This window comes from Peptostreptococcus sp. (assembly GCF_036639115.1).
GTDB lineage: Bacteria > Bacillota > Clostridia > Peptostreptococcales > Peptostreptococcaceae > Peptostreptococcus.
This window is the reverse complement of record NZ_JAVWJH010000002.1, coordinates 333,920-357,029: the sequence shown is the minus strand read 5'-3', so window position 1 is coordinate 357,029 and position 23,110 is coordinate 333,920. Positions and strand designations below refer to the sequence as shown.

Here is a 23,110-nt window from a genome sequence, read left to right as displayed (position 1 = left end):
TCTTAAAATAACAATATAAAGCCTTTAAAAAACAAAAAGGTCACCTATGTTAAATAATCATAGGTGGCCTTTTTTTATAAACAACTATATAAATCTTACTTTTTTATCGTCTTTAATTTTCTATTTTTATAATACGGTATGTCCCCAAATAAATACTGATCTGTGTAACCCTTTTTCTTCCAACTTTTCATTGATAGTAAGTAAGAAACTAGACCTAAAATTATCCATCCTGCAACTATTACGAACTCTTCAAATCCAAATCCTGATGGTAAACCTGGAATATATAAAATCAACATTCCACCAGTCAAAATAATTGCAATTGTTCCCACTAATTTTGGGAATCTTATCTTATAAGGTCTTTCAAGTTCTGGCTCATTTTTTCTCAATATTGCAAATGAGATTGCTACACAAAAGTAAGCTACTACAGCACCAAAGCTACCAGCATTAGTAAGCCAAGTAAGCATCTGTTCTCCAAAGAATGGTGCTATCATAGATAGGCTTCCTACTAATAGTATAGCTACGTATGGAGTTTTGTGCTTAGGATGAAGTTTAGAGAATGTTTCTGGTATCAGTTTTGCTTCTGATAAGGCACATATTGCTCTACTTCCTCCTATAAAAAATGAATTCCAGCTTGTCAATATACCAGCGGCACCACCGATTATGACTATATTTGCAGCTATCTGTTTGTTATTCCAAAGTTTTTTCATTGCATCTGCTGTTACCAAGCCAGACTTTCCTATTTCATCTGCATTCATAGCTACTGATACAGCAAATACTATCGCAATATACCATAAAGCAGCCATGACAATTGATAAAATCATAATTTTACCAATTTTTTTGAGTGGAACATTAATTTCTTCTGCGGCTTGAGGAATAACATCAAATCCTAAAAACATAAATGGAGTCATTACAGCTACTGACAATACTCCTTTATAACCATTCTCAAAGTATGGATGCATATTTGCCACATCTCCTTTAACAACGGCCAGAGCTATTAACAATATACCTATAGCTGCTATTACATAGGTTAAAAAATTTTGAAGCTTTGCTGCTGATCCAGCACCCTTTATATTTATCATAGTTAAAATAAAGGCTGATACTGAACCGATTGCTACCCAAGATGCATAGATATCAAATCCCGCAATTGTATACATATATCCCTGTAAAATATTTGGGAATATATACTGAAGTACTGAAGGAAGTGCACAAGCCTCAAAAGCAGTTACACTTATGTAGCTGAGAATTATCCCCCAAGTACATACAAAGGAACCTTTCTTACCCATAGCCCTCATACTAAACTGTTGCTCACCCCCGTTTAGTGGCATAGCGCTTGTAAGTTCCGCGAAGATCAATCCTTCTGACACAATCATCACACCTGCTATAGCAAAGGCTATCATAGCTCCTACAGACCCTGCACCTCGAATCCAAAATCCAGCTAATATAACCCAGCCCCAACCAATCATAGCTCCAAAAGCAATAGCAAAAATATCTCTTTCCGATAAAACTTTTTCAAATCTTTCTTCACTGTTTATATGTTTATCTATCTCTCCCATTTTTTCTCTTCCCTTCTTTTAACATTTATCATTAATTTAATAATACTGTTAAAAATAGAATACTTTGTGAAATCAATATATTTCACAGTTACTAAAGTCAATTAAAGTTGTTTACTTGTTTAGTAGTTATACTAATTAAATTTAATGGAAAGAAACGTTTGCTATGTTAAAAATTATACCACTTATTTGAGAATTTTGCAATTTTTCAGAATAAATAACGCAACAATATCTTAGATTAATGCTGAAAAGTGTTAATACGCCTTAGTATATAACTAAAAATACAACAAATAATGATAAAGAAATATCGTATAATAAGGTTCTTTATAATAGTTAGAAAGCGTATCTTATATATTTTTATTTGAATATAGAGGATTAAATTGATTATTTTATTATAGTCTGAAAGTAAGAAAAAAATAACCCCAACATAGGAATTCTATGTTGGGGTTATAAACAATATATTTTATAAATAACTTTTAATTATACTAATAATAAAAGCAAATTTGCTGTTATTCATCTAAATATATTTTATAAATTGTCTTATTTATTTAACTTTTTACAGATTAAGTTTACTAGATCTGCAGATCTAACAGCGTATGCCCATTCATTGTCATACCAAGATAAAACTTTTACAAGTCCATCTTCCATAACCATAGTAGATAATCCATCTACTATAGAAGATCTAGCGTCTCCCTTATAGTCAACAGATACTAAAGGTCTATCTGAGAATCCTAATATTCCCTTTAATTCATTTTCTGAAGCTTCCTTAAGAGCTGCATTTACTTCTTCTGCAGTAACATCCTTCTTATTTACATTTACAACTAGGTCAACAATTGATACTGTCTGAGTAGGAACTCTTAGAGAGAAACCATTTAATTTACCCTTTAACTGTGGTAATACTAGTGATACAGCCTTAGCAGCACCAGTAGTTGTTGGTATTATTGATGCTCCACAAGCTCTTGATCTTCTTAAGTCCTTGTGAGTCTTATCTAATACCTGCTGATCATTAGTGTATGCATGAACAGTTGTCATCATACCGTTTTCAATTCCAAACTTCTCATCTATTACCTTTGCTACTGGAGCTAGGCAGTTAGTTGTACAAGAAGCATTTGATATAATATTGTGTAGATCTGAGTCATAGTCTTTGTCATTTACTCCTAGAACTACTGTTATATCTTCATCCTTTGCAGGACAAGTTATAACAACCTTCTTAGCACCAGATTCTATATGACCAATAGCGTCTTCTCTAGTCTTGAACTTACCTGTGTTTTCAACTACTATATCTACTCCTAAATCCTTCCATGGTATTTCAGATGGATGGTTTTCTCTAGTGATTGCGATATCTCTACCATTTACAGATATACAATCTTCACTCTTTACTTCAACATCTCCCTGGAAAATTCCATAGCTTGAATCGTATTGGAAAAGGTGTGCTAGTGTTTCTGCATTTGCTCTTGCATTTATAGCTACAACTTCAAAATCATAATCATTTGAACTTTCTGCTATTCTTAGTACTGCTCTACCTATTCTACCAAATCCATTTAGACCTACTTTTATTTTCATTTAAATTCCTCCGTATAGTATATGATAATTATATTATTGTTGTATTAATATCGAAAAAAACGATATCGCAACTCAATAGTATGTAATATATTTTCCTCTTACATATTTATTGTATACTATTTGAATTAATAATGCAATATATATATTCTAATTTTTAATATTACATAATCATTTAAGAAAAAGAATATAAAATCATAAAATCATAAAGAAAAACACGAATTAGTGAATATAAACCTATACAAATAAAGGCTTAATCAATATAGATTAAGCCTCAAATGTTTGTTATATAGTTTTAAAAGTTACATAATTTACTTTAAAATCTAATTTTATTTCTATTGTGATACACTATATAAATAAAATTATGCTACTAACTTCTCATCAACCTTCTCTGCTAAAGCAGCATCTGTAATAAATTCATTCTTATTATTATATAATAAGTCTATTACCTGTCCACTTGTTATTACGGCTATTATTGAATAGACCATAGTGTCTAGAGGTAAATATACAAGAGAAAGCAACAACACAGAAATGTCTGTTAAGAAATATATAAGACCTATTCTGCACTTTGATATCTTTGATAGTACAATGGCTAAGACATCATCTCCACCAGATGCACCACCTGCATTCATTATTATAGCACATCCTATTCCGACACATAGTCCTCCTAGAATAGCAGCTACAATATTATTATTTATAGTGACTAAGAATCCGATTTTTTCACATATGGCGTACATAGTTGAAAAACATACGGATGCAAATATAGTAAACCCGAAAAATTCTTTTCCGAAAAATTTAAATCCTAATAAAATTAATAATCCATCTATAATAACATTGGATATAGATGGATTTACATCAAATAGATTCTTAAGAATCAAGAGTATTCCTAATACTCCTCCCTCTGTAATACTATTTTGATAGTAAAAATTATATACTCCAAACGATAATATAAAAGTACCAATTGTCATAAGACATAACTTTTTTATAACACACCGTTTGTCCATAAAAATACCTTCCTTTTCTTTTGCAATTAAATGCAATACCTTCGTTATGGAAGCGCTACCTACCTAATATTCATTTGTTAAGCTCAACGTTAATTAATTATACATAAAAAAAGGGCTGTTTACAATAGCCCTTTCAGTATTTTCAAAACGCAAATTTTTTCGTTATGTTTTTGACGGCTTTTTAAGCTTTTTTATTTTTTTTTACAAAAAGCATCTGAAAAGCGTTTGATTTCAAAGTTTACACGATTTTATTTTTTCTTAAAATTTATTAATATGACTAAAAAACTTAGTATGTATGAACTTAAGTTTTTTAAATTTTTTTATTTGTTTACTATAACTAAACTAGCAAATCACTTGTTTTTGCACACATCAACCCATTTCACAAAATTTTGGGAGTATGTTTCTAATTCCTTACAAGTTAATTCTATTGCAGAATTGGAACTTCCTGCTGCAGGAAAAGAACTTTCAAATCTTTCTAAAGATTTATCTAGATAGACAAATACGTTATTTTTTATAGAAAAAGGACAGATTCCTCCTGGTAAATGACCTATCAATTCTTCTGCATCTTCATAGGAAAGCATTTTTGCCTTGCAGGAAAATTCACTTTTATATTTTTTATTATCTATTTTCATATCACCTGAAGTTACAATTAAAATAGGTGAATCATCTCTCATGAAAGCCAAAGTTTTAGCAATTCTTGCTTCTTGTGTTTTTAATGCTATAGCCGCTAATTCAACAGTTGCACTGCTTTTATCAAAGACAATTATATCTTCACTTCTTTTAACAGCTTTAAAATATGCTTCTACATTCTCCAAACTCATAACAACCTCCGTAAAATAAATTATAATATCATTATTTATAATTTTATCATACTTTTAAGAATTTTCCGACAAAAAAAGAAACTTCATCAAAATTGTATGATAGTGAAGTTTCTTATTTTTTATAATATTTTTCGAGTAGTTTATCTGGAGATACTCCCCTTCTATATTGATATTGAAAAATTTGCATGTCTAGCATTGTTTTTAAAATACCAATAAAACTCAGTTTACCTTTGTTAAAAATTCCTTTATTAGAGTAATATTTTCTTGAAGAAGTGATTATTTTTGAATTTATCTGTTTGAGATTAGTATATTTCTTTGCCCTTATAGATGCTTCGTAATCCTCCATTAGAGCAATTTCTGGAAACATTCCAATTAATTCAAATGTTTCTTTCCTAAAAAACATACCTTGATCTCCAAAGGCAATTTTTCTTCTCTCAGCCCTTTTTCTAGACATATATCCACAAATCTTCATCAACAATCTCTTATCATCAAAGTATAATGACAAGCATCCAAATTCCACTTTATTTTCATTAATAGAACTTATTATTTTTAAAGATAAATCATTCTCTACGATACTATCACAATGAAGAAAAAGGATAATATCTCCGCAAGAGTATTTATATCCAGTATTCATTTGAACTGCTCGTCCCTTAGATGATTCAATATATTTAAATATATTGCTATTATATTTTTTATTTGCTTCAATTATTTCTCTCTTTGATTTATAATCGTTTGATCCATCCGAAAATATAACTTCGTATATGTCTTCTACATCTTTTAAATTATTTATTATTTTTTTTACGTTTTCAAATTCATTATATATTGGAATTATAATCGATATTTTTTTGTACATTCATTTTTCCCCTAGATCTAAAAGTATCTCTGTATAAGTTTCAAGCCATTTGTAGAAGGCTTGAATTTGTAATGAGACCAAGTCTATAATTCATACAGAGATTAATTATTTACAAAGTTGTCTATGATATTATCTATAAAATCTAAATTTAAGTAATCTTTTAATTTTTTATAAGTAAATTCATTTATAAGTGTCTTTTCATTCTTATTATACTCTACCCAAGCCATAGAGCACCAAGTCAATCCTCTAAGGCAATTAAATGTTATATAATCATATACTTTTCTTTTGAAACTTATAAATTCAATATCCTCTCTATGATTTATATTTTTATCCAGATCTTCATTATAAAGAAGAAAATAATCATACAAAAATATATCAATTTCATTTTTATCAAACACTGTATCTGTTTTCCAAAAAGTAGTTGTAGGAGCCAAGAAATGACCTAAATCTTGCTCTTTTTCTCCTATTATTGGCTTTTCCCAATCTATCAAAAAACACTTATCATCATTTACTATAAAATTAGAAGAGTTAACTTCAGTGTTTATAAGCGTTTTTTTAATTCTTAATGTATTTTCAGATAGCTTTTTCTTTTCTTTCAATATTTCTTCTACTTTGTCAAAAACACAGCAAATTTTCTGATTTACTAAAGGATTAAATAAATCACTATCAATATATTTTTGATACATTGAAGAGCACTCATCTAATATCGCTTCAAATGGATTTTCAGGTTCTATAAAGTCAAATTCACTAGCTTTACTATATTTGTGTATATGTGCCAAACACTCAGCAGCAAGCTGTAAATCAGTTCTATAGTTCATACTTTTGCCTTCCAGATACTCCATTACAAGGAAGTCTTTATCGATTAGGTTTTTAGACCTGTCTAAAAATATAGGCTTTGGAGTGATCGAAGTTTCTTTTAAATACAAAAGAGCATTGTATTCATACTCTAATTGTTCGCTTAGATTCATCTGGCTCCCGTAATTAACCCTAAAAACCGCACTTTCTTTTATTTCTTTTTTTTCGTATTTTATTAATACATTTATTTTATAATTAAAGTTGTACTCACCATTTGCAAGATTTTCTACAAATACTTTATAACAATAAAAGTTCAGGGGAAAATTTCTCCCCTGAGCATAATTTTTTATAAATTGTGAGGTGTTTACAACTTTTTTTACGTCATCAATACTAAGCATCAATCTTCTCCTGATATCCTAAGCTATTAAGATATTTTAATGTATTTTTACAAGAATCTTTATCGTATATTTCTGAGGATACAAGCTTATGTAAATCTTCACTTTCATCTAAGTCTAAAAGTTTTTCATTTACATGTATTGTATTTCCAGATTCTAGTGCAAGATTTAAAGTGTTTGAAAAAATATTTCCCTTTGTAAAAGCCTGTAAGTTAAAAATTTTTTGATTTGGGAAAGCTGATCCAATCAAGCAATATCCACAATCTTCTGTCGGTGTTATTACAAGATCGTTGCTTTTTAACTTATCAAACGATTTGTTTATATGATCAGGTGTTATTTCTGGAATATCAGCTCCAATAAGAACTACTTGATCATATCCCTTGTCAAAAACATTTTTCATGGCAAAGAACATTCTTTCCCATATATCAGCATCTTCTTTTTGTGAAAACATTTCGTTTTCAACGGTAAAAATTTCTGATATCAAGGATGTATCACCATTTGGTGTAAATGATATAAAAACATCGGCATCTACTGACTTTGCTGTTTCATTTAAATCTTTCAACATATTAACATGAAGAGAAGCACATTCAACTTGAGCAAGCTTTTTTTCTAGCCTTGTTTTTGTTTTGCCTGCAATTGGTAGCCTAGTAAAAATTATAAGCCCTCTTTTCAAATTTAATATTCCTCCTATTACTTTATTTCATCGTCTGAAGAATTCTTCTCATCAACAGAGTGTTCTTCAGTCAAATCTATAATCTTACCATCATTATTTTTTTTAGTATTATCTATAAAGATATATTCTTCTTTATTTTCTTCTTCATCAGACTCATCAGAATTCGATAAAATAACATGACCATCTTCTTCAAACGAATCATCAACTTTAAGTTTTGTATCTATCATTTCATCTATGCAGTCACGTAAATCTTCTAAATCTTCAACATCGACTGAATCAACATCAAAGTCATCTTCATCTGAGATATATTCATCTAAAAAATCTTTTATTTCATCTTCTCTTTCCTTATATAGTTTGTAACCAACAGCTCCAGCTACGGCTCCTAATACTACTCCTAAAAACATTTTTTTCATAGTGTTTACCTCCTGCATAATATATTTATTATGTTATCCTAAGTCGAGTCCACATTCTTCAAGAAATTCAACTGGCTTTTCAAACATAAACTGAAGATGATCCATACCATCTACTATTTTAATTTCACCCGATTTTAGATTTCTTACCTCAGGTAAATTTACCTGAGCCTTGTCATTTTCTCCAAATAAGAATCTAACTTCTGTTCCTTTTCTATACAACTGAGAAGGTAGTATATATTCGTAACATGAAAAAGATAAATCTCTAAGGGTTTTTTCATCCATACATTGATATACTTTCATACAATATTCTTCATCTTTGTTTGTAAGATATCTATATTTAACGGATTCTTTTAAAGCCTCAAGACCTTCTCTTTTTATCTTTTTCACCATTTTTCTCATCTCATGGTAGAACAAAAGACCATGTAATTTGCTATTTTTAAGTGCTGGCGAATCAAGCGCAGCATTATCTATTTCCAACCATTGTTCCTTAAGTATTTCAAAAGCAACAGATGATCCATATGAGGATCCAAGCAAGAAATGTATATGTTTTATGTTGTTTTCCTTTAACCACTCTATAATCTCATCTGCTTGTTCTCTAGTTGATGTAAAATCTGTGTGTGGGTATGTCAATCCATTTAAATTAGGTACTACCACATAGTATTTTTCAATCAATATAGGAAGTATTGATTTATAACTGGTAACGCCTGGGTAAAAAATACTGTGTACTAATAAAGCCACTGGCTTCTCAGGATTACCAAAAGTTTCTACTTTCATTTTTTCCTCCTAAAAATAAATTAGTAATAATTAATAATCTTATTTATATCCACTAATATACATCTTAAGGTATTAATTGTCAATCACCTAATCATAATGATTTATTTTTTTATTTTCTTGCAAAGTTCTATATATTTCTAAAGTTTTATGATAGTTAAAAAGTTTTATTTTTTTAGAATTCACTTATATTTATCTAGGAAATTAGAGCTTTTTTCATATAAATATAAGTATTTTTTTGCTAGAATATACTTTTTAACATGGCATTTAATAATATTTATTAATATTGTTTGGATATAATATTCAACTCGACACCGTCAACAAACTTGTCTTTTATTTTTATATATAATTGAAGAAATAAAATGCTGACAGAAGCATAAAAATTAATTCATGGTTTTTATCATTTTTTTATCGAATTCAAAATATATTTAATTAATGACTAATTGTGTATCAAAAATATTTTTAAAAATTAAAATATTTCTTACTTTTTATTAACTATTAATCAACTAAAATATTAGATCTCACTACCTCCTATCAAAACTATATTAAATCTAAAAATTTTACAAACTAGATATCTCCTATCTATATTATACTCAAAAACCACTTTAAAATCAAATAAAGCCCTTTCACAAAAATATTAGATTGAAACTTTAATTGAATACAATAACTAAGCATAGGCCAGCAAGATCCTTGGCTTATGCTTAGTTATGTATTTACAAATTATTAGTTATCTTCAGTGTCATCATCAATAGTTTTCATAAAAAATGATTCATTTGAAACTGATATATTACAACCAAAAGCTAAAAGTGATAAAAAAACTTCATTTTCATAAGAATCATTAAAAATATCTTTATCTCTGTTTTCACCGGATAGAATCCAGTTGACCTTGCTGTCTAGCTTGTCACTTATAATTCCACCTCTCGACTTAATAATCTCGTATAATTCATCGTTTGTAATTGATAAAAAGTCATTATATATATAGAAACGCTGATCAGAAAACTGTATTTTTTTAAAGTGTTCTCCTTCATATATATATGAAGGATCATATTCTTTTTCAAAAATTTTTATAATTTCATCACTATTAAATATACGAATACGACTTCCTTTTTTATTCATATTAATGATTTTTCTTAATTTTTTATCTTCTAAATTAATATTATTAATAGAGAATTCTTTTTTATCTGCTATATAATAGTCTGTTTTTATACCCAATCTATTGCTGATATGAGCGTCTACAAGTTCCAATTGTTCTTTAATATGAGCTTGATCTTTTTCACTTATTTTGTTTGATATTACTATACTAGCGCCACTTAAAATTTCTTCACAATTTCCATGGCTGAACATATATTTTTTTAGATCAGACCATCTTTTTTTGTTTAGAGATCTCATCACCTTGTTTTTTAATATTTTTGTTTGTTTTTCTTGTCTAATCGTATTCCAAGTAAGAAAATCTTCGTTTGCTGAATTTGGATATTTCTGCTTTAGTTCTTTTATCAAAGCCTCATAGCATAAATATGTTCGATATGCATCTGACTTTGCCCTATGTATATCTTGATTTTCTATTCCAAATCGATTACATAGATTTACTAATGAATATTCTTTATCATCTAGAAAAAGTGCAATTACAAAGGTGTCTAAATAATAGTTAGTCAGTTCTTTTTTTAGAACTCTATTAAATGATTTATTTATAATCGTAAGGTCATTTCCCATTCCGTGTCCAATCAATACAGATTCTCCTATAAACTGGTAGAATTCTTTTATTACATCAGCTTCATTTTTGGCACTACTAATCATTTTATTATCTATTCCAGTAAGATTTTCTATAAACTTATCTATATAATAAATCTTTTTTCCATTTTTTTCACAAAAAGATTGAACTTTTCTTCTTCTTTTGCTAAAAAGTCTATATCTAGGTGGTTTGACAAGTGTGCTGTATTCATCAATAATTTTTCCATTCGAAACCTTAAATGCACTAAGTTCAATTATATAATTAAACTCAGATGTTCCTGTAGCTTCAAGGTCTAAAACAACATATTCCTTTGGAAAATACGTACAAGTACTGTACTTATTTTTTGTCGTTGTCAATTCATATTCCTCCATTTTTTAAGTTACTACTACATTATATCATATATGACAATTAATAAAGTAGACTTTTTTACTGAAAGAAAATTATGGTTATGAACAATATAAAAAAGCACCTTTTTGAAAAGTGCTTTTTATTTAAAATATTAATTAACTCTTGAATTAGACTTTCTTCTAGCAATATCTTGGTGATATATGATTGCATTTAACTTATATCCTATAGTAATAGCCATCCCGCACAAGTAAAGCCAGGTTAGAAGTATAATAATTGACGAAATACTACCATAAATTTCCTTGGATCTAAAAAAATAATTCGCATAAAAAGAGTATATCAAAGAAAATATTAGCCATAGTACAGTCGTTGTAATCGCTCCTGGAATAGCCTGTTTGAATTTCAGATTACCACAAGGACCAAGTGTAAATAAATTTATAAAAATATATATCATAACAGATATCGGAATTAGATATCTCATTAAATTATACAATACATTCAGTATGAAAAAATCACCAACGGTTTTTCTAAATAGAAAACTAAGCTTATTACCGTATACCAAAAACGCGACACACAACAAAGTTACTATAAAAAAACCAACTGCATATACAATGCAGAATATATTTAGTTTTATAAAAGATCTTGTTTCTTCAAAACCAAAGGCCATGTTTTGACCTTTAATCATTGATTTAACAGCCTTAGAAAAAGTATAAGTTGCCAACATAAAAGAAAACAATAATAATTGTAGACTTCTGTTTGTTACTGCAGATGTTATAAGAGTTTGAACAATAACAAAGGCCTCGTTAGGAATCAACTGGGCAAGTGATGTTTGAATCTTAATTAAATTAACATCTGGTATATACGCCAAGGCACAGATTATAAATAACATTGAAGGAAATATTGACACGGTTAAATAAAAAGCCATCTCAGCGGTCCTTGAATATAAATCTGGAAGATTAAATTGTTTAACTAAGGGCTTGAGTATTAACCAAATTTTTTGCATGTCAACCTCCTTTAGTTTTATTCTATCATAAAAGTTTGTCTTTTGCACTAAAATCTTTTATTTATAATATAAATTAAGAAAACAATTTATTTTTTAAAAAAACAAAGCGTAATATAAGTTATAATAAACAATATATACGCTTTGAAAGTTTTTAAAGTTTGTATTAAATTTTGTTTTTATAAATACTTAATTTTTATTATTTAGATATAAGAGAGCTTATATTTAATGTTTAAAATTTTACATATAGCCTATTAAAACATTACACTGGCATCAAAATTTAATTATGTATCTAAAATTATTATTTTATTGAATTAACTACGTCTAACATAAACTTATCAATTTCATTAAGTTTGTTAGTAGCAATTTCATCAGAAGGGTCATGAGTTCCGATATAAATTTTTATCTTTGGCTCTGTTCCTGAAGGTCTTAGAGCTACCCAAGATCCATCTTTAAGATGATATTTTAAAACATTTGACTTTGGAAATCCTTCTACACCCTTTTTAAAGTCTTCTAACTTTAAAACATCTATAGATGAAATTTTTTCAAAAGTATTATCTCTTAAATATTTCATGATTCTATCTATTTTTTCACTACCTTCTTTTCCTTCTAGGTATATAGAATTTGTTTTTTCTCTATAGAATCCATATTTTTCATATAAATCTATTAAGGCTTCATATAGAGTTTTGCCCTTACTTCTATAATAGATTGCCATTTCTGCTATCATTAGTGTTGCTACAACACCATCTTTGTCTCTGCACTGATCTCCTATTAGATATCCGTAGCTTTCCTCATAACCCATGACAAAAGTTTTTGAACCATCCTTAGCATATTGAGTCATTTTATCTCCCATAAATTTAAATCCAGTTAAAATACTTACGACATCAACTCCATGGGCCTTTGCTATATCAGAACCAAACTCTGATGTAACAATTGTTTTGATAATACAAGCGTTATCTGCTAATCTATTTTTTTCTTTCATTCCCTCAATAACATAATCTGTTAAAAGTCCACCAATTTGGTTGCCTGTAAGAAGCACTACTTCACCAGCTGAATTTTTAACAGCTACTCCTACTCTATCACAATCGGGATCGTTGGCAATTAATATATCTGCATCTTCTTTTTTAAGTAGATTTATTCCACGTGTAAGAGCTACACTTTCTTCTGGGTTTGGTGTTTTAATTCCAGCAAAATTTGGATCTGGCATTTCTTCTTCTGGAACTACAATTACGTGTTCAAAGCCACTATCCTTTAAAACTCTTAGCACAGGTACTCTTCCAGTACCACATAGAGGAGAATATACAACCTTAAAGTCTTTTGCATATTTTCCAATCATTTCTTTTCTAATTAGATTTTTTTCTACTGCTTCAATAAAATCATCGTCGATATCTTTTCCTAAAAGAGTTATTTTTGAAGCATATTCTTCCTTATATACAGGAATATCAGAAAAATCCTTTATTGCCTCAATTTCACTTAATACCTTGTCTGCTACATCTGGCATAATCTGAGCACCATTTTCACCATAAACCTTGTAGCCATTATACTGTGGCGGATTGTGACTAGCTGTAACAACAATACCACCTATACAGTTTAATTTTCTAACTGAATAGGAAAGCATAGGTGTAGTTCTAAGATCATCAAAGTAATATACTTTCATTCCTGCTAAAGCAAACGTTTGAGCAGCTTCCATGCAAAACTCCCTAGACATATTTCTATTGTCATGAGCTATCACTATTCCTCTTTCGCTAGCGTCCTTATGATTCTTTAAAAAATATCTTGCAAGTCCATAAGAAGTCTTTCTGATTGTATACAGATTCATCCTATTAGTACCTGCCTGAACTATACCTCTAAGCCCTGCAGTACCAAATTCTAAGTCACGGTAAAATCTGTCCTCAATTTCTTTTTTATCGTCTTTAATTGATAAAAGCTCTTCTTTAGTATCTTTATCAAAATAATCTGATTCAAGCCACTTATTGTAAATTTTCATATAATCCATAAAATCACCCCTTATGTATTCTTTAATCCTATTTTAAGCTTTTTCTTCAATTAAGTAAAGGAGAGTTTTTTAAATTCTGAATTTTTCTTAAATTAACTTTCATATAAAGTTTAATATAACAAAACTTAAATAGCTTATATACTATAAAAAATTAAGAGAGTATTATAAATATAGAGTATACATACTTAAAATAAGATTTCTTATTTTAAAAAGGAATCGATAAAATCGACTCCTTTTAATTTTAAAGCATAAATTATTTTTCTTCTGGCCACATCTGTATAACATCCTTTAATTCAGGTATTGTGTTTTTATAAAATTGTGGTCTTTTAATTCCATTTTTCTTTTGTAAAGTATAATCATGTAGAGCAGAATATGCATATTTACCAAGAATTATAATAACTGTTAGGTTGAGAAGTGCCATTAAAGCCATAAATAAATCTGCAAAATTCCATACTACTTCCATTTTTACTAGTGATCCATAAAATACAAATATACATACAAGAATCCTTGTAGTATTTAGTATTATTTTTTCTTTTTTCTTATTACCATTGCACATAAATTGAATATTTGATTCTCCATAGTAATAATTACCTACAATAGAAGAAAATGCAAATAAAAATACGCACACTGATAAGAACACTCCACCTACTGGACCTAGATGGAAGTTGAGAGCTTCTTGAGTAAGAAGTATTCCTTCATTTGCACTGCCAGCATAACCGCTAAATAATAAAACTATAAAAGCAGTACAGCTACATATAACAATTGTATCTGTAAAAACACCTAAAGACTGAATTAATCCTTGAACTACTGGATGAGTAACATCCGCAGTAGCTGAAGCATTTGGTGCAGAACCCATACCTGCTTCATTTGAGAATAGACCTCTCTTTGCTCCAGTAAGTATAGTTGTCATTAGACCTGCTCCTGTACCTGCAAGAAACTCTTTTGTACTAAATGCTCCTACAAAAATTGACTTAATCACTGAAGGTATTGCTGGTAGGTTTAATAATACTACTACTAAAGCAACTGCAATATACATTAAAGCAAATATAGGAACTATTATTTCGCTTACTTTAGATATTCTGTGTATACCACCAAATATTACTAAAGCAGTTAATACTGCAATTATTAGACCTAAAACTGTTCTATTTATTCCGAATGAATTATTAAGCGCAATTGACATAGTGTTTGCCTGAACTGCATTAAAAACAAAACCATATGTAACTGTTATTAATATTGCAAATATTACACCCAACCATCTTGCATTTAGACCTTGCTCCATATAATATGCAGGTCCACCCTTCGTCGTAGTTCCGTTTGGAACTTTAAATATTTGAGCCAATGTTGCCTCAACAAAAGCAGATGCTGAACCGATAATGGCTATAAGCCACATCCAAAATATTGCTCCTGGTCCACCACCTACAATAGCTATTGCTATTCCTGCTATATTTCCAGTACCAACTCTCGATGCAGTGCTTATACAAAAGGCACCAAAAGATGATATTGCTCCTTTTGATTTTGCATCCTTGATACTTTCCTTATCAATTAAAAGTTTGAACTGTTCTTTGAAGTATCTAAACTGTACAAAACCTGTCTTGACTGTAAAGAACAGACCTGCTCCTATTAAAAGTATTATCAATACTTTTGACCACAACAAATCGCTAAAAGCCATGAGTGTGCTATAAATTCCATTTATAATTCCCATAAAATCCTCCTATAAACTAATGATTTTTTAAAATAACATTAGAAAAATAAATTATTCATAATTTATAACTATTATACAATATTATATGCGTATTTACAATATTTTTTGCATAGCTTTTAAAAAACATTGCATTAGTCTATATTTTTAACAAATTACATAATATTTATTTCTTATGTCATTTCTATATCCAGAACTTTGAATACTTTTAAATATAATAAATTAACTCAACTATAATGATGATTTTTAAAGTGTTTTTTGTGTGAAATAGAAGATATTAGTCAATATAAATTTATTATTATGATGAGTAAAATATGAGTAAAATAAAAAAGGATAGATCCTGATTAGGACCTATCCATGATTATTATTAAAATAAAATGCTTTTTATGCAAGTATTATTTTAAAAGTTGTAATTTTATTAAAAACAACGAGTTATTTAGCTGCGTTTAAACCAGCTACTATCTTTTCCTTAGGCATAAAACCAATTTCTCTATTTACTTCCTTGCCATCCTTGAAGAATATTACAGTTGGAACAGTGTTAACACCAAATTCCTGTGCTAGTTCCATACTCTGATCTATATCAACCTTTGCAAAGAAGGCTGCATCCTTATTTTCTTCTGCTACTTCCGCGAAAACTGGTCCTAGCATATTACAAGGTCCACACCAAGTTGCGAAGAAATCTATAACTGCAACTCCCTTATTTTCCTTTACGTTCTTAGCGAAATCCTGTGCATTAATTACATTTGCCATATCATTACCTCCAAATTTTTATATTTTATCGTATTCTTATATTATATATAATACCATAAAATAGTCTTTTCAAACATATTTCATCAAATAGTAAGAAAAAATATTACATTTTTTTCTTACTACTCTTTCTCTTTTTTACTTCTTTTCCCCGAGCAATGTCTATTATAAAATTCGTACCCTCTCCTAGAGTTGATCTAACCTTTATATGCCCTCCAAGAGTATTAGTGATGATTGCAGCTATAGATAATCCTATACCAGAACCTTCGATCTCTGTCGCACGAACACTGCTACTTCTAAAAAATCTTTCAAATATATGTTTTTGATCTTTTTCAGATATACCAATGCCAGTATCGGATACTGTTATTTGAATCCGATCTCTTCCTTTTTCACATGATTTAATAGTAATTAAATCACCATCTTCTGTATATTTAAAAGCATTGTCTATCAAAATTCTTATAAGATTTGTCAGTTTATTTCTATCTGTATATATATTATAATTTTTCATATTTATATTGTAATCAAATGTTTTATTTTGATACTCTGCTATTTCATGATAGCTTTCAAAAATTTCTTTGAATAGGTCTTCTATACTAAATAGACTATTATTTACAGATACAATTGACTCTTCTTTTGTCAAAGATAGCAATTCAGAAATCATTTTTTTAAGCTGTCTCGTTTCTCTCATTGCTACAGCAACTGTCTCTGCCTCTTCCTCGATTGTTGACTCAGGTGTTTTTAGCAGGCTTTCTAATTTTGATTGAATTATTGCCACTGGTGTGCGAAGTTCATGCGATGCATCTTGAACAAACTTAACTTGGTTATTCCAGGACATTTCAATAGGCTTTAATGCTTTTTTAGAAAGATATTTTGCTATAATATACACTAACAATAATGAAAAGAAATCTGCACAAATAAGAAGAACCAACATATGACTAAGACTTTCCTTTTCTGAATCTATGTTTCTCATTATTCTAAATTCATAGTGATCATTTTTTACAATAGTAGTTCTAAAATTATATCCATTATATCCTTCAAAGAAATTTCCATAATCTCTATTGATAGTATTTAGAGGAACACTTCCACTAAAGTACCTATTTTGTGTATAGTAGATAACTTTGTTTCCCTCATAGATATATACTATATCTTTAGGATCTTGAAGTACAATTGGATCCATTATAGATTGACCACTAAATTGATTATTCACAAAATGAAACTCATCAAGCAAGGCTCTGTCTATCGTATTGTATATTCCGACCTTGAAATAATTATATATAAAAAAACTCATAAGAATCATAAAAATTTCTACAACTAACATAATATTTATAATTAATTTTTTTCGAGTTTTTATAAATACATTATTGTTTATCATCTAGTATATATCCAACCTTTCTCTTTGTTTTAATATATTTATCATATCCATACTTGGATAATTTTTTTCTTAAATTACTTACATATACTTCCACAATTTCTATAGTTGCATCTGAATCAATACCCCATATTCTGTCATATATTTGTTCTTTTAATAGAATTGATCCTTTATTTAAAACAAAATACTCCAAAAGTTTAAACTGTTTATTTTGAAGCTCCAACTCTTCTTCATTTACATACACTGTATTTTTTTCAGAATCTATTTTTAAATCTTTAAATTCAAGGTACTTATTATCCTTTATTTTTCCATTTGTTCTCAATATTGCAAAGACCCTGGCGACTAGCTCATCCATATAGAAAGGTTTTGTAAGGTAATCATTAGCACCCAGTGTGAAAGCTTCCATCTTGTCATCTAGAGACTCCTTTGCTGTCAAAATAAGGATTGGTGTATCTATACCTTGCTTTCTTGCCTCTTTCAAGATAGTTATTCCATCCATATTTGGCAACATCAAGTCTAAGACAACCAAATCATATATTCCTTGTGAAATTAAATATAAGCCCTCTTCACCATCTATACATGTTTCTATTTCAAAATGCTTGGATAATTCTTTTTTCATATCCTCTTGAAGAGTTTTATTATCCTCTACTATAAGTATTTTCATATTGTCCATCTCCTTTACAAGATTAAAACTAAACTAGTTTTTATATTATGCGTTATCAATAGGTTTTAAATCATATAGTATTAAATAATAGAAAACCTTTATATCTTCTATAATATCATATTTATAATAATCATTTCAATTGATAGTTACCTTTTTTACATAATATACTCTCTTGTGATATAATAATAAATACTAAATCAATTATAATAAAATTAAGAGGAGAATATAATGGCTAGCAAACAAGTTAAATTTGAGAATTTATTAGAAAGTGATCTGAAAAAAAAGGAAAATTCTAATGCCAAATCTTCAGTAAAAAAAAATAGTGAAAATATAAAAAGTAGTAAGGTTAAGGAAAAATCAACAGCTCCAAAAAGTAACACAAAAAAGAAAAAGACAACAACAAGTAAAAATAACTCTAAAAAAACTGATATTAAAAATATAAGTTTAGAGAAAAATTCTTCAGAAAAATCCTTAAATAAAAAAACTACTTCTCTAAGCAAAAAAAATACTAAAGCTTCCCCTAAAAAATCTGTTTCAAAAAGAACCGTTAAGGGCAAAAATTCAAAAGTTTCAGTTTCACAAGAAGATATGGATAAGCTTTGTGAGGTGTATGATTGGTACATGCAAGTAAAAGATTTGGAAATCTTGAAAGAAAAAACAAAAATCAAAAAAACATCTATAAAAATTGAAAATGATATTATAAAAGAAAAGAAAAGAATAAGTGCTGTTGTAGACAACGAAGTATGGTCAGCATTTGATAGATTGTGCAATAATACCGAGGAAAAAAAGGGAGAAATGCTTACCTTTGCTATCAAGGATTTTTTATTAAAACATAAAGATCTTATATAATTAATGCAGTTAAGTATAGAAAGAAAAAAATGCACAAATTTCTAAAACTCAATAATAGCAACGCTTTAGGTTGGTTTTTGCATGTAACAATGCGTTGGACTTTTAAAATAATATTTTAAATAAGTGAATCTTATTAATAAAGTAATATAAAAATAATATAATTATAGATTAAAAAAGCTAGGATAGCTATCCTAGCTTTTTATTATTATAAATTTTAGAAATGTATACCCTCTTTTTCAAGTTTTGCCTCAAAAGTTTTGTCATCTACATCTGTTCTCTTACCAAATATTCTAAGTCCTACTACAACTGCCACTAAAGCAACTGGTAATACTACAACTATTGGAAGTCCCATTCCTGCTGGTATGTATCCAAACAGTATAGTTAAGGCTGCTATAAATAATGAGTATGGCATCTGTGTCTTAACATGGTCTATATGATTACAACCTGCTCCCATTGATGAAAGAATAGTTGTATCTGATATAGGAGAGCAGTGATCCCCAAATATTGCTCCTGTAAGAACCGCAGAAGTTGATACTACTACATATCCCATTTCTGGTGAAATAGAATGAGCAAGAGGAATTGCTAAAGGCATTAGTATTCCCATAGTACCATATGCTGTACCTGTTGAAAATGAAATAATTGAGCCTAATATAAAGATAATACTTGGCAATAAGAATGCTGGTATTGATCCTGATAAATACTGTATAAGGAACTTTGCTGTTCCAACTTCCTTAATTACAGAACTAAGAGACCAAGCAAGTATTAATATAACACCTGTAATCATTAGTGTCTTCATACCATCAATCCACACCTCTATCGCTTCTGATACAGTATAAATCTTTTTCAATTTAGCCATTAATATTGCTACTATTGAAGAAAATAACGCTGATTGGAACAATGCTACAGACGCATTTGATGCAGAGAAGCAATCTTTTATACTGTTGAAAGAGAAAGGACTTGCATTTATAGAAGTTATAAGAGCCTGATTATCTCCATCCATTATAATACTATATCCACTATAATAAAAAGCAACAAGAGCACTGACAATCAATACTCCAATAGGAATTATAGCATTCCATATACTTAATTTTACACCTTCTTTTGGAGCCATATCATCTAGTTCTTCTACTCCTTGATCCAAATCACTTGTAATATTTTGTTTTCTATGTGCTATATATTCAGCCTTTCTCATAGGACCAAACTCTCTTACCATAATCGCACTAAATAATACAAAAGCAAGAATCAATATATTATAGAATCTATATGGTATAGTTTGTAGAAAAATACCAAACGCATCTACATTTACACCAATACTTCCAAAAGCGTCATGTATTAATCCAACTTCTAATCCTATCCATGTAGAAATAATTGCTAATCCTGCTATTGGAGCTGCTGTGGCATCTATTACGAATGCTAGTTTTTCTCTAGAGATATTCATTTTATCAAATACAGGTCTCATTATTGGACCAACTATTAGTGAGTTTGCATAGTCATCGAAAAATACTAGTATACCCAATAACCAAGATATAATCTGTGCACTTCTTGAAGAGCTTGCTTTGTCAGCCAATGCTTCAGCGACTGCCTTTGCTCCACCCATTTTACCTACTAGGTTGATTACTCCACCTATACATAATACTTGTAGTATAATACCTGCATTCCATGGATCTGCCAAAGAATATAGTGCTCTTGAAATAAAATCTAAAAATGAAAGAACAATTGCGGATAATACATTAGCACCAGTTCCAATTTGAAGTATTAAACATCCTGACATAACACCTAAAAATAATGAAATTACTACATTTTTTGTAATAAATGCCAATAAAATGGCTAGTAATGGTGGAATAATCGTTATTATTCCAAACTTATTTGAATTTACTTGTGCAATTTTATCGATATCTTCTGCAAAAGCAGGAACGATGGTCATTGCAAGTAGCATTAAAGATGTCAAAGCTACTTTAAAATTTCTTTTGTTCATAATAGAACCTCCCTTTTAATATATGTATTAAATAAAAATGTATAATCAAACTAAATTGATTATGGGGGATAATTATATTAGAAGCTATAAAAATATTCAAAATTAAATGCCTCGGAAGTAGGCTTCCGAGGCATGAATTTAAACACTCATGATAGCCCAACACAGAAATACTGTGACAGTGATGCGTATATTCTACACACCCCCAGCAGATATAGTCATAAAGCTAACTACACCACTTCGGCAAATACTCCTTTCACTGCAGATGCTTCAATCTTTTACGCAGTTACTAATAATACTTGCTCCTCTACCCTTTATTTAATTACTTATTGCTATATACAAGTATATAGTAATAGCAATAAATGTCAAGCTATTTTTGATTTTTTATAATATTTAATTAATAAAACTATACTTAATGATATTATATATAATTTTATAAAGACATCTCATAAATTTTCTTTACATCTTCAGCATGTAGTTCTACAAATCCTTGTATAGATCCACCCTTAACTGTTACTGCCTTTTGCGCCATTGTATCAAAATCTTTATTACTTATCTTTAATTCTCTTAAATTTGCTGGTATATTTAATTCTTTTGTGAAAAACTCTTGCGTTTTATCTATAGCTAAGTTGGCTATATCAAATTTGTCCATAGAAGAATCTATTCCCCAAACATTTATACCATAGTCAACAAATTTGGAAACAGTATCTTCATTCAAAACATATCTCATCCAGTGTGGTGTAAGAACAGCTAGTCCCTCTCCGTGTGTTACATCATAAAAAGCACTTAATTCATGCTCCATTGGGTGAACAGACCAATTATTTGCTGAGCCCGCTGATATAAGTCCGTTGATAGCCCAGCTTGATGCCCACATTAAATTAGCTCTTGCATCATAATTATTTGCTTCTTTATAAGCAATAGGTCCATAGTGAAAACAAGTTTTTAAAATAGCTTCTGCCATTCTTGCTTGCAAGTATCCACCTTCTACGTTTGTAAAATAATTTTCAAATGTATGGCTGATTATATCTGCTGTACCTGCTGCAGTATGTCTTGCTGGAACAGAGAAAGTATAAGTAGGATCCAAAATAGAAAGCTTTGGAATAAGGCATCTTCCATATGTGCCAAGTTTTTCATTTGTATTCATATTTGAGATAACAGCATTTCCATTCATTTCAGAACCCGTAGCTGCAAGTGTCAATACAGTAAATACTGGGATTGATTCTTTTACTAAGCTTCTATCTATAATAAGATCCCATGGATCACCATCATATTTAACTCCCGCAGAAATAACCTTAGAGCAGTCAATTGAGCTTCCACCCCCAATAGCAAGTACTCCTCCTATTGAATTTTCCTTACAAATTGACACGCCTTCTCTTACAGATTCTATTCTAGGATTTGGATCTACATTAGCAAGTTCAAAAATCTCTATATTATAGTTTTTTAGTTGCTCAACAGCAGAATCATAGATACCATTTTTTTTGATACTTCCTCCTCCGTAAACTAATAGTACTTTATCTGTATACTTGGATATTTCTTTACCAAGATGTTTTATCTGACCTTCACCAAACAACACCTTTGTTGTTACTTGAAAATTAAAATTGTACATTTATGTCACCTCTCAATAAAATTTTATTACTACAATATATTATAGTCCATCTTTTGTTTAATAATCAAGATTTTGCTATTTTTTTTTCATCTTATATATGTTAACATGTTATTAAGCAGTTTAAGATATTTGGATTTGTAGATATAGTTATTTTATTAAATATATCATATATATTTAATATTTTTAAACTTAAGTTCAAAAAAATATTCATGAATTAATATGTGTTTTTTACATATAAAATGGCATAAGAAAAGAGACTTCTTCTTTTGCTTTACATTAAGCAAGAGTTATATTATAAT

The 23,110-nt window shown here is 29.1% G+C and carries 19 protein-coding genes and 1 riboswitch; of the genes, 1 reads left to right on the top strand and 18 read right to left on the bottom strand.

The features are described from left to right. Positions 1–95: 95 nt before the first annotated feature. From RR561_RS03820 to RR561_RS03745, 16 genes are all read right to left on the bottom strand, one after another. Positions 96–1,553 carry an APC family permease gene (locus tag RR561_RS03820; protein WP_332506107.1) on the bottom strand — a complete coding sequence of 486 codons (1,458 nt, stop codon included), beginning with the start codon at positions 1,551–1,553 and terminating at the stop codon, positions 96–98. 537 nt (positions 1,554–2,090) lie between these two features. Beyond that, positions 2,091–3,113, bottom strand: coding sequence for a type I glyceraldehyde-3-phosphate dehydrogenase (gene gap, locus RR561_RS03815; RefSeq protein WP_106776554.1), 1,023 nt, complete (start codon positions 3,111–3,113; stop codon positions 2,091–2,093). A gap of 359 nt (positions 3,114–3,472) precedes the next feature. Further along, complete coding sequence (locus RR561_RS03810; protein ID WP_332506106.1) at positions 3,473–4,114, bottom strand: YitT family protein; 642 nt, start codon at positions 4,112–4,114, stop codon at positions 3,473–3,475. 350 nt (positions 4,115–4,464) lie between these two features. After that, complete coding sequence (locus tag RR561_RS03805) at positions 4,465–4,935, bottom strand: YbaK/EbsC family protein (protein ID WP_332506105.1); 471 nt, start codon at positions 4,933–4,935, stop codon at positions 4,465–4,467. A gap of 112 nt (positions 4,936–5,047) precedes the next feature. After that, positions 5,048–5,788: a TIGR04283 family arsenosugar biosynthesis glycosyltransferase gene (locus tag RR561_RS03800; protein WP_332506104.1), complete on the bottom strand. Its 741-nt coding sequence runs from the start codon at positions 5,786–5,788 to the stop codon at positions 5,048–5,050. Positions 5,789–5,889: 101 nt separating this feature from the next. Further along, the gene (locus tag RR561_RS03795; RefSeq protein ID WP_332506103.1) at positions 5,890–6,981 is read right to left on the bottom strand and encodes a phosphotransferase; all 1,092 of its coding nucleotides are present in this window, start codon (positions 6,979–6,981) and stop codon (positions 5,890–5,892) included. Next, positions 6,974–7,651, bottom strand: a complete 678-nt coding sequence (locus tag RR561_RS03790; protein ID WP_332506102.1) for a TIGR04282 family arsenosugar biosynthesis glycosyltransferase — start codon at positions 7,649–7,651, stop codon at positions 6,974–6,976. The genes RR561_RS03795 and RR561_RS03790 overlap by 8 nt, the downstream gene beginning before the upstream one ends. Before the next feature lie 17 nt (positions 7,652–7,668). Then, entirely contained in the window at positions 7,669–8,064 is a 396-nt protein-coding gene (locus tag RR561_RS03785) for a hypothetical protein (protein ID WP_332506101.1), read from the bottom strand. 33 nt (positions 8,065–8,097) lie between these two features. Then, positions 8,098–8,838 (bottom strand): alpha/beta fold hydrolase, encoded by a 741-nt coding sequence (locus tag RR561_RS03780; protein WP_332506100.1) that lies wholly within the window; start codon positions 8,836–8,838, stop codon positions 8,098–8,100. A 720-nt stretch (positions 8,839–9,558) separates the two neighbouring features. Beyond that, entirely contained in the window at positions 9,559–10,920 is a 1,362-nt protein-coding gene (locus tag RR561_RS03775) for an exonuclease domain-containing protein (protein ID WP_332506099.1), read from the bottom strand. A gap of 143 nt (positions 10,921–11,063) precedes the next feature. Then, entirely contained in the window at positions 11,064–11,912 is an 849-nt protein-coding gene (locus RR561_RS03770; RefSeq protein ID WP_332506098.1) for a YihY/virulence factor BrkB family protein, read from the bottom strand. A 298-nt stretch (positions 11,913–12,210) separates the two neighbouring features. Continuing rightward, positions 12,211–13,905 (bottom strand): phospho-sugar mutase, encoded by a 1,695-nt coding sequence (locus RR561_RS03765; protein ID WP_332506097.1) that lies wholly within the window; start codon positions 13,903–13,905, stop codon positions 12,211–12,213. 253 nt (positions 13,906–14,158) lie between these two features. Then, positions 14,159–15,607, bottom strand: coding sequence for an alanine/glycine:cation symporter family protein (locus tag RR561_RS03760; RefSeq protein ID WP_332506096.1), 1,449 nt, complete (start codon positions 15,605–15,607; stop codon positions 14,159–14,161). Positions 15,608–16,036: 429 nt separating this feature from the next. Then, complete coding sequence (gene trxA / locus RR561_RS03755; RefSeq protein WP_332506095.1) at positions 16,037–16,354, bottom strand: thioredoxin; 318 nt, start codon at positions 16,352–16,354, stop codon at positions 16,037–16,039. 103 nt (positions 16,355–16,457) lie between these two features. Continuing rightward, the gene (locus RR561_RS03750) at positions 16,458–17,723 is read right to left on the bottom strand and encodes a sensor histidine kinase (protein ID WP_332506094.1); all 1,266 of its coding nucleotides are present in this window, start codon (positions 17,721–17,723) and stop codon (positions 16,458–16,460) included. Then, positions 17,710–18,384 carry a response regulator transcription factor gene (locus RR561_RS03745; RefSeq protein WP_332506093.1) on the bottom strand — a complete coding sequence of 225 codons (675 nt, stop codon included), beginning with the start codon at positions 18,382–18,384 and terminating at the stop codon, positions 17,710–17,712. Before RR561_RS03745 ends, RR561_RS03750 begins: the two co-directional genes overlap by 14 nt. A gap of 228 nt (positions 18,385–18,612) precedes the next feature. Between RR561_RS03745 and RR561_RS03740 the strand changes: the two genes are divergently transcribed. Further along, positions 18,613–19,233 (top strand): hypothetical protein, encoded by a 621-nt coding sequence (locus RR561_RS03740; RefSeq protein WP_332506092.1) that lies wholly within the window; start codon positions 18,613–18,615, stop codon positions 19,231–19,233. A 214-nt stretch (positions 19,234–19,447) separates the two neighbouring features. Here the strand turns inward: RR561_RS03740 and RR561_RS03735 are convergent, their stop codons facing one another. After that, positions 19,448–21,208, bottom strand: coding sequence for a Na+/H+ antiporter NhaC family protein (locus RR561_RS03735; RefSeq protein WP_332506091.1), 1,761 nt, complete (start codon positions 21,206–21,208; stop codon positions 19,448–19,450). Between the two features lie 144 nt (positions 21,209–21,352). Further along, a riboswitch (Lysine riboswitch) is annotated at positions 21,353–21,523 on the bottom strand. A 115-nt stretch (positions 21,524–21,638) separates the two neighbouring features. Then, positions 21,639–22,811: an iron-containing alcohol dehydrogenase gene (locus RR561_RS03730; protein ID WP_332506090.1), complete on the bottom strand. Its 1,173-nt coding sequence runs from the start codon at positions 22,809–22,811 to the stop codon at positions 21,639–21,641. Between the last annotated feature and the right edge of the window lie 299 nt (positions 22,812–23,110).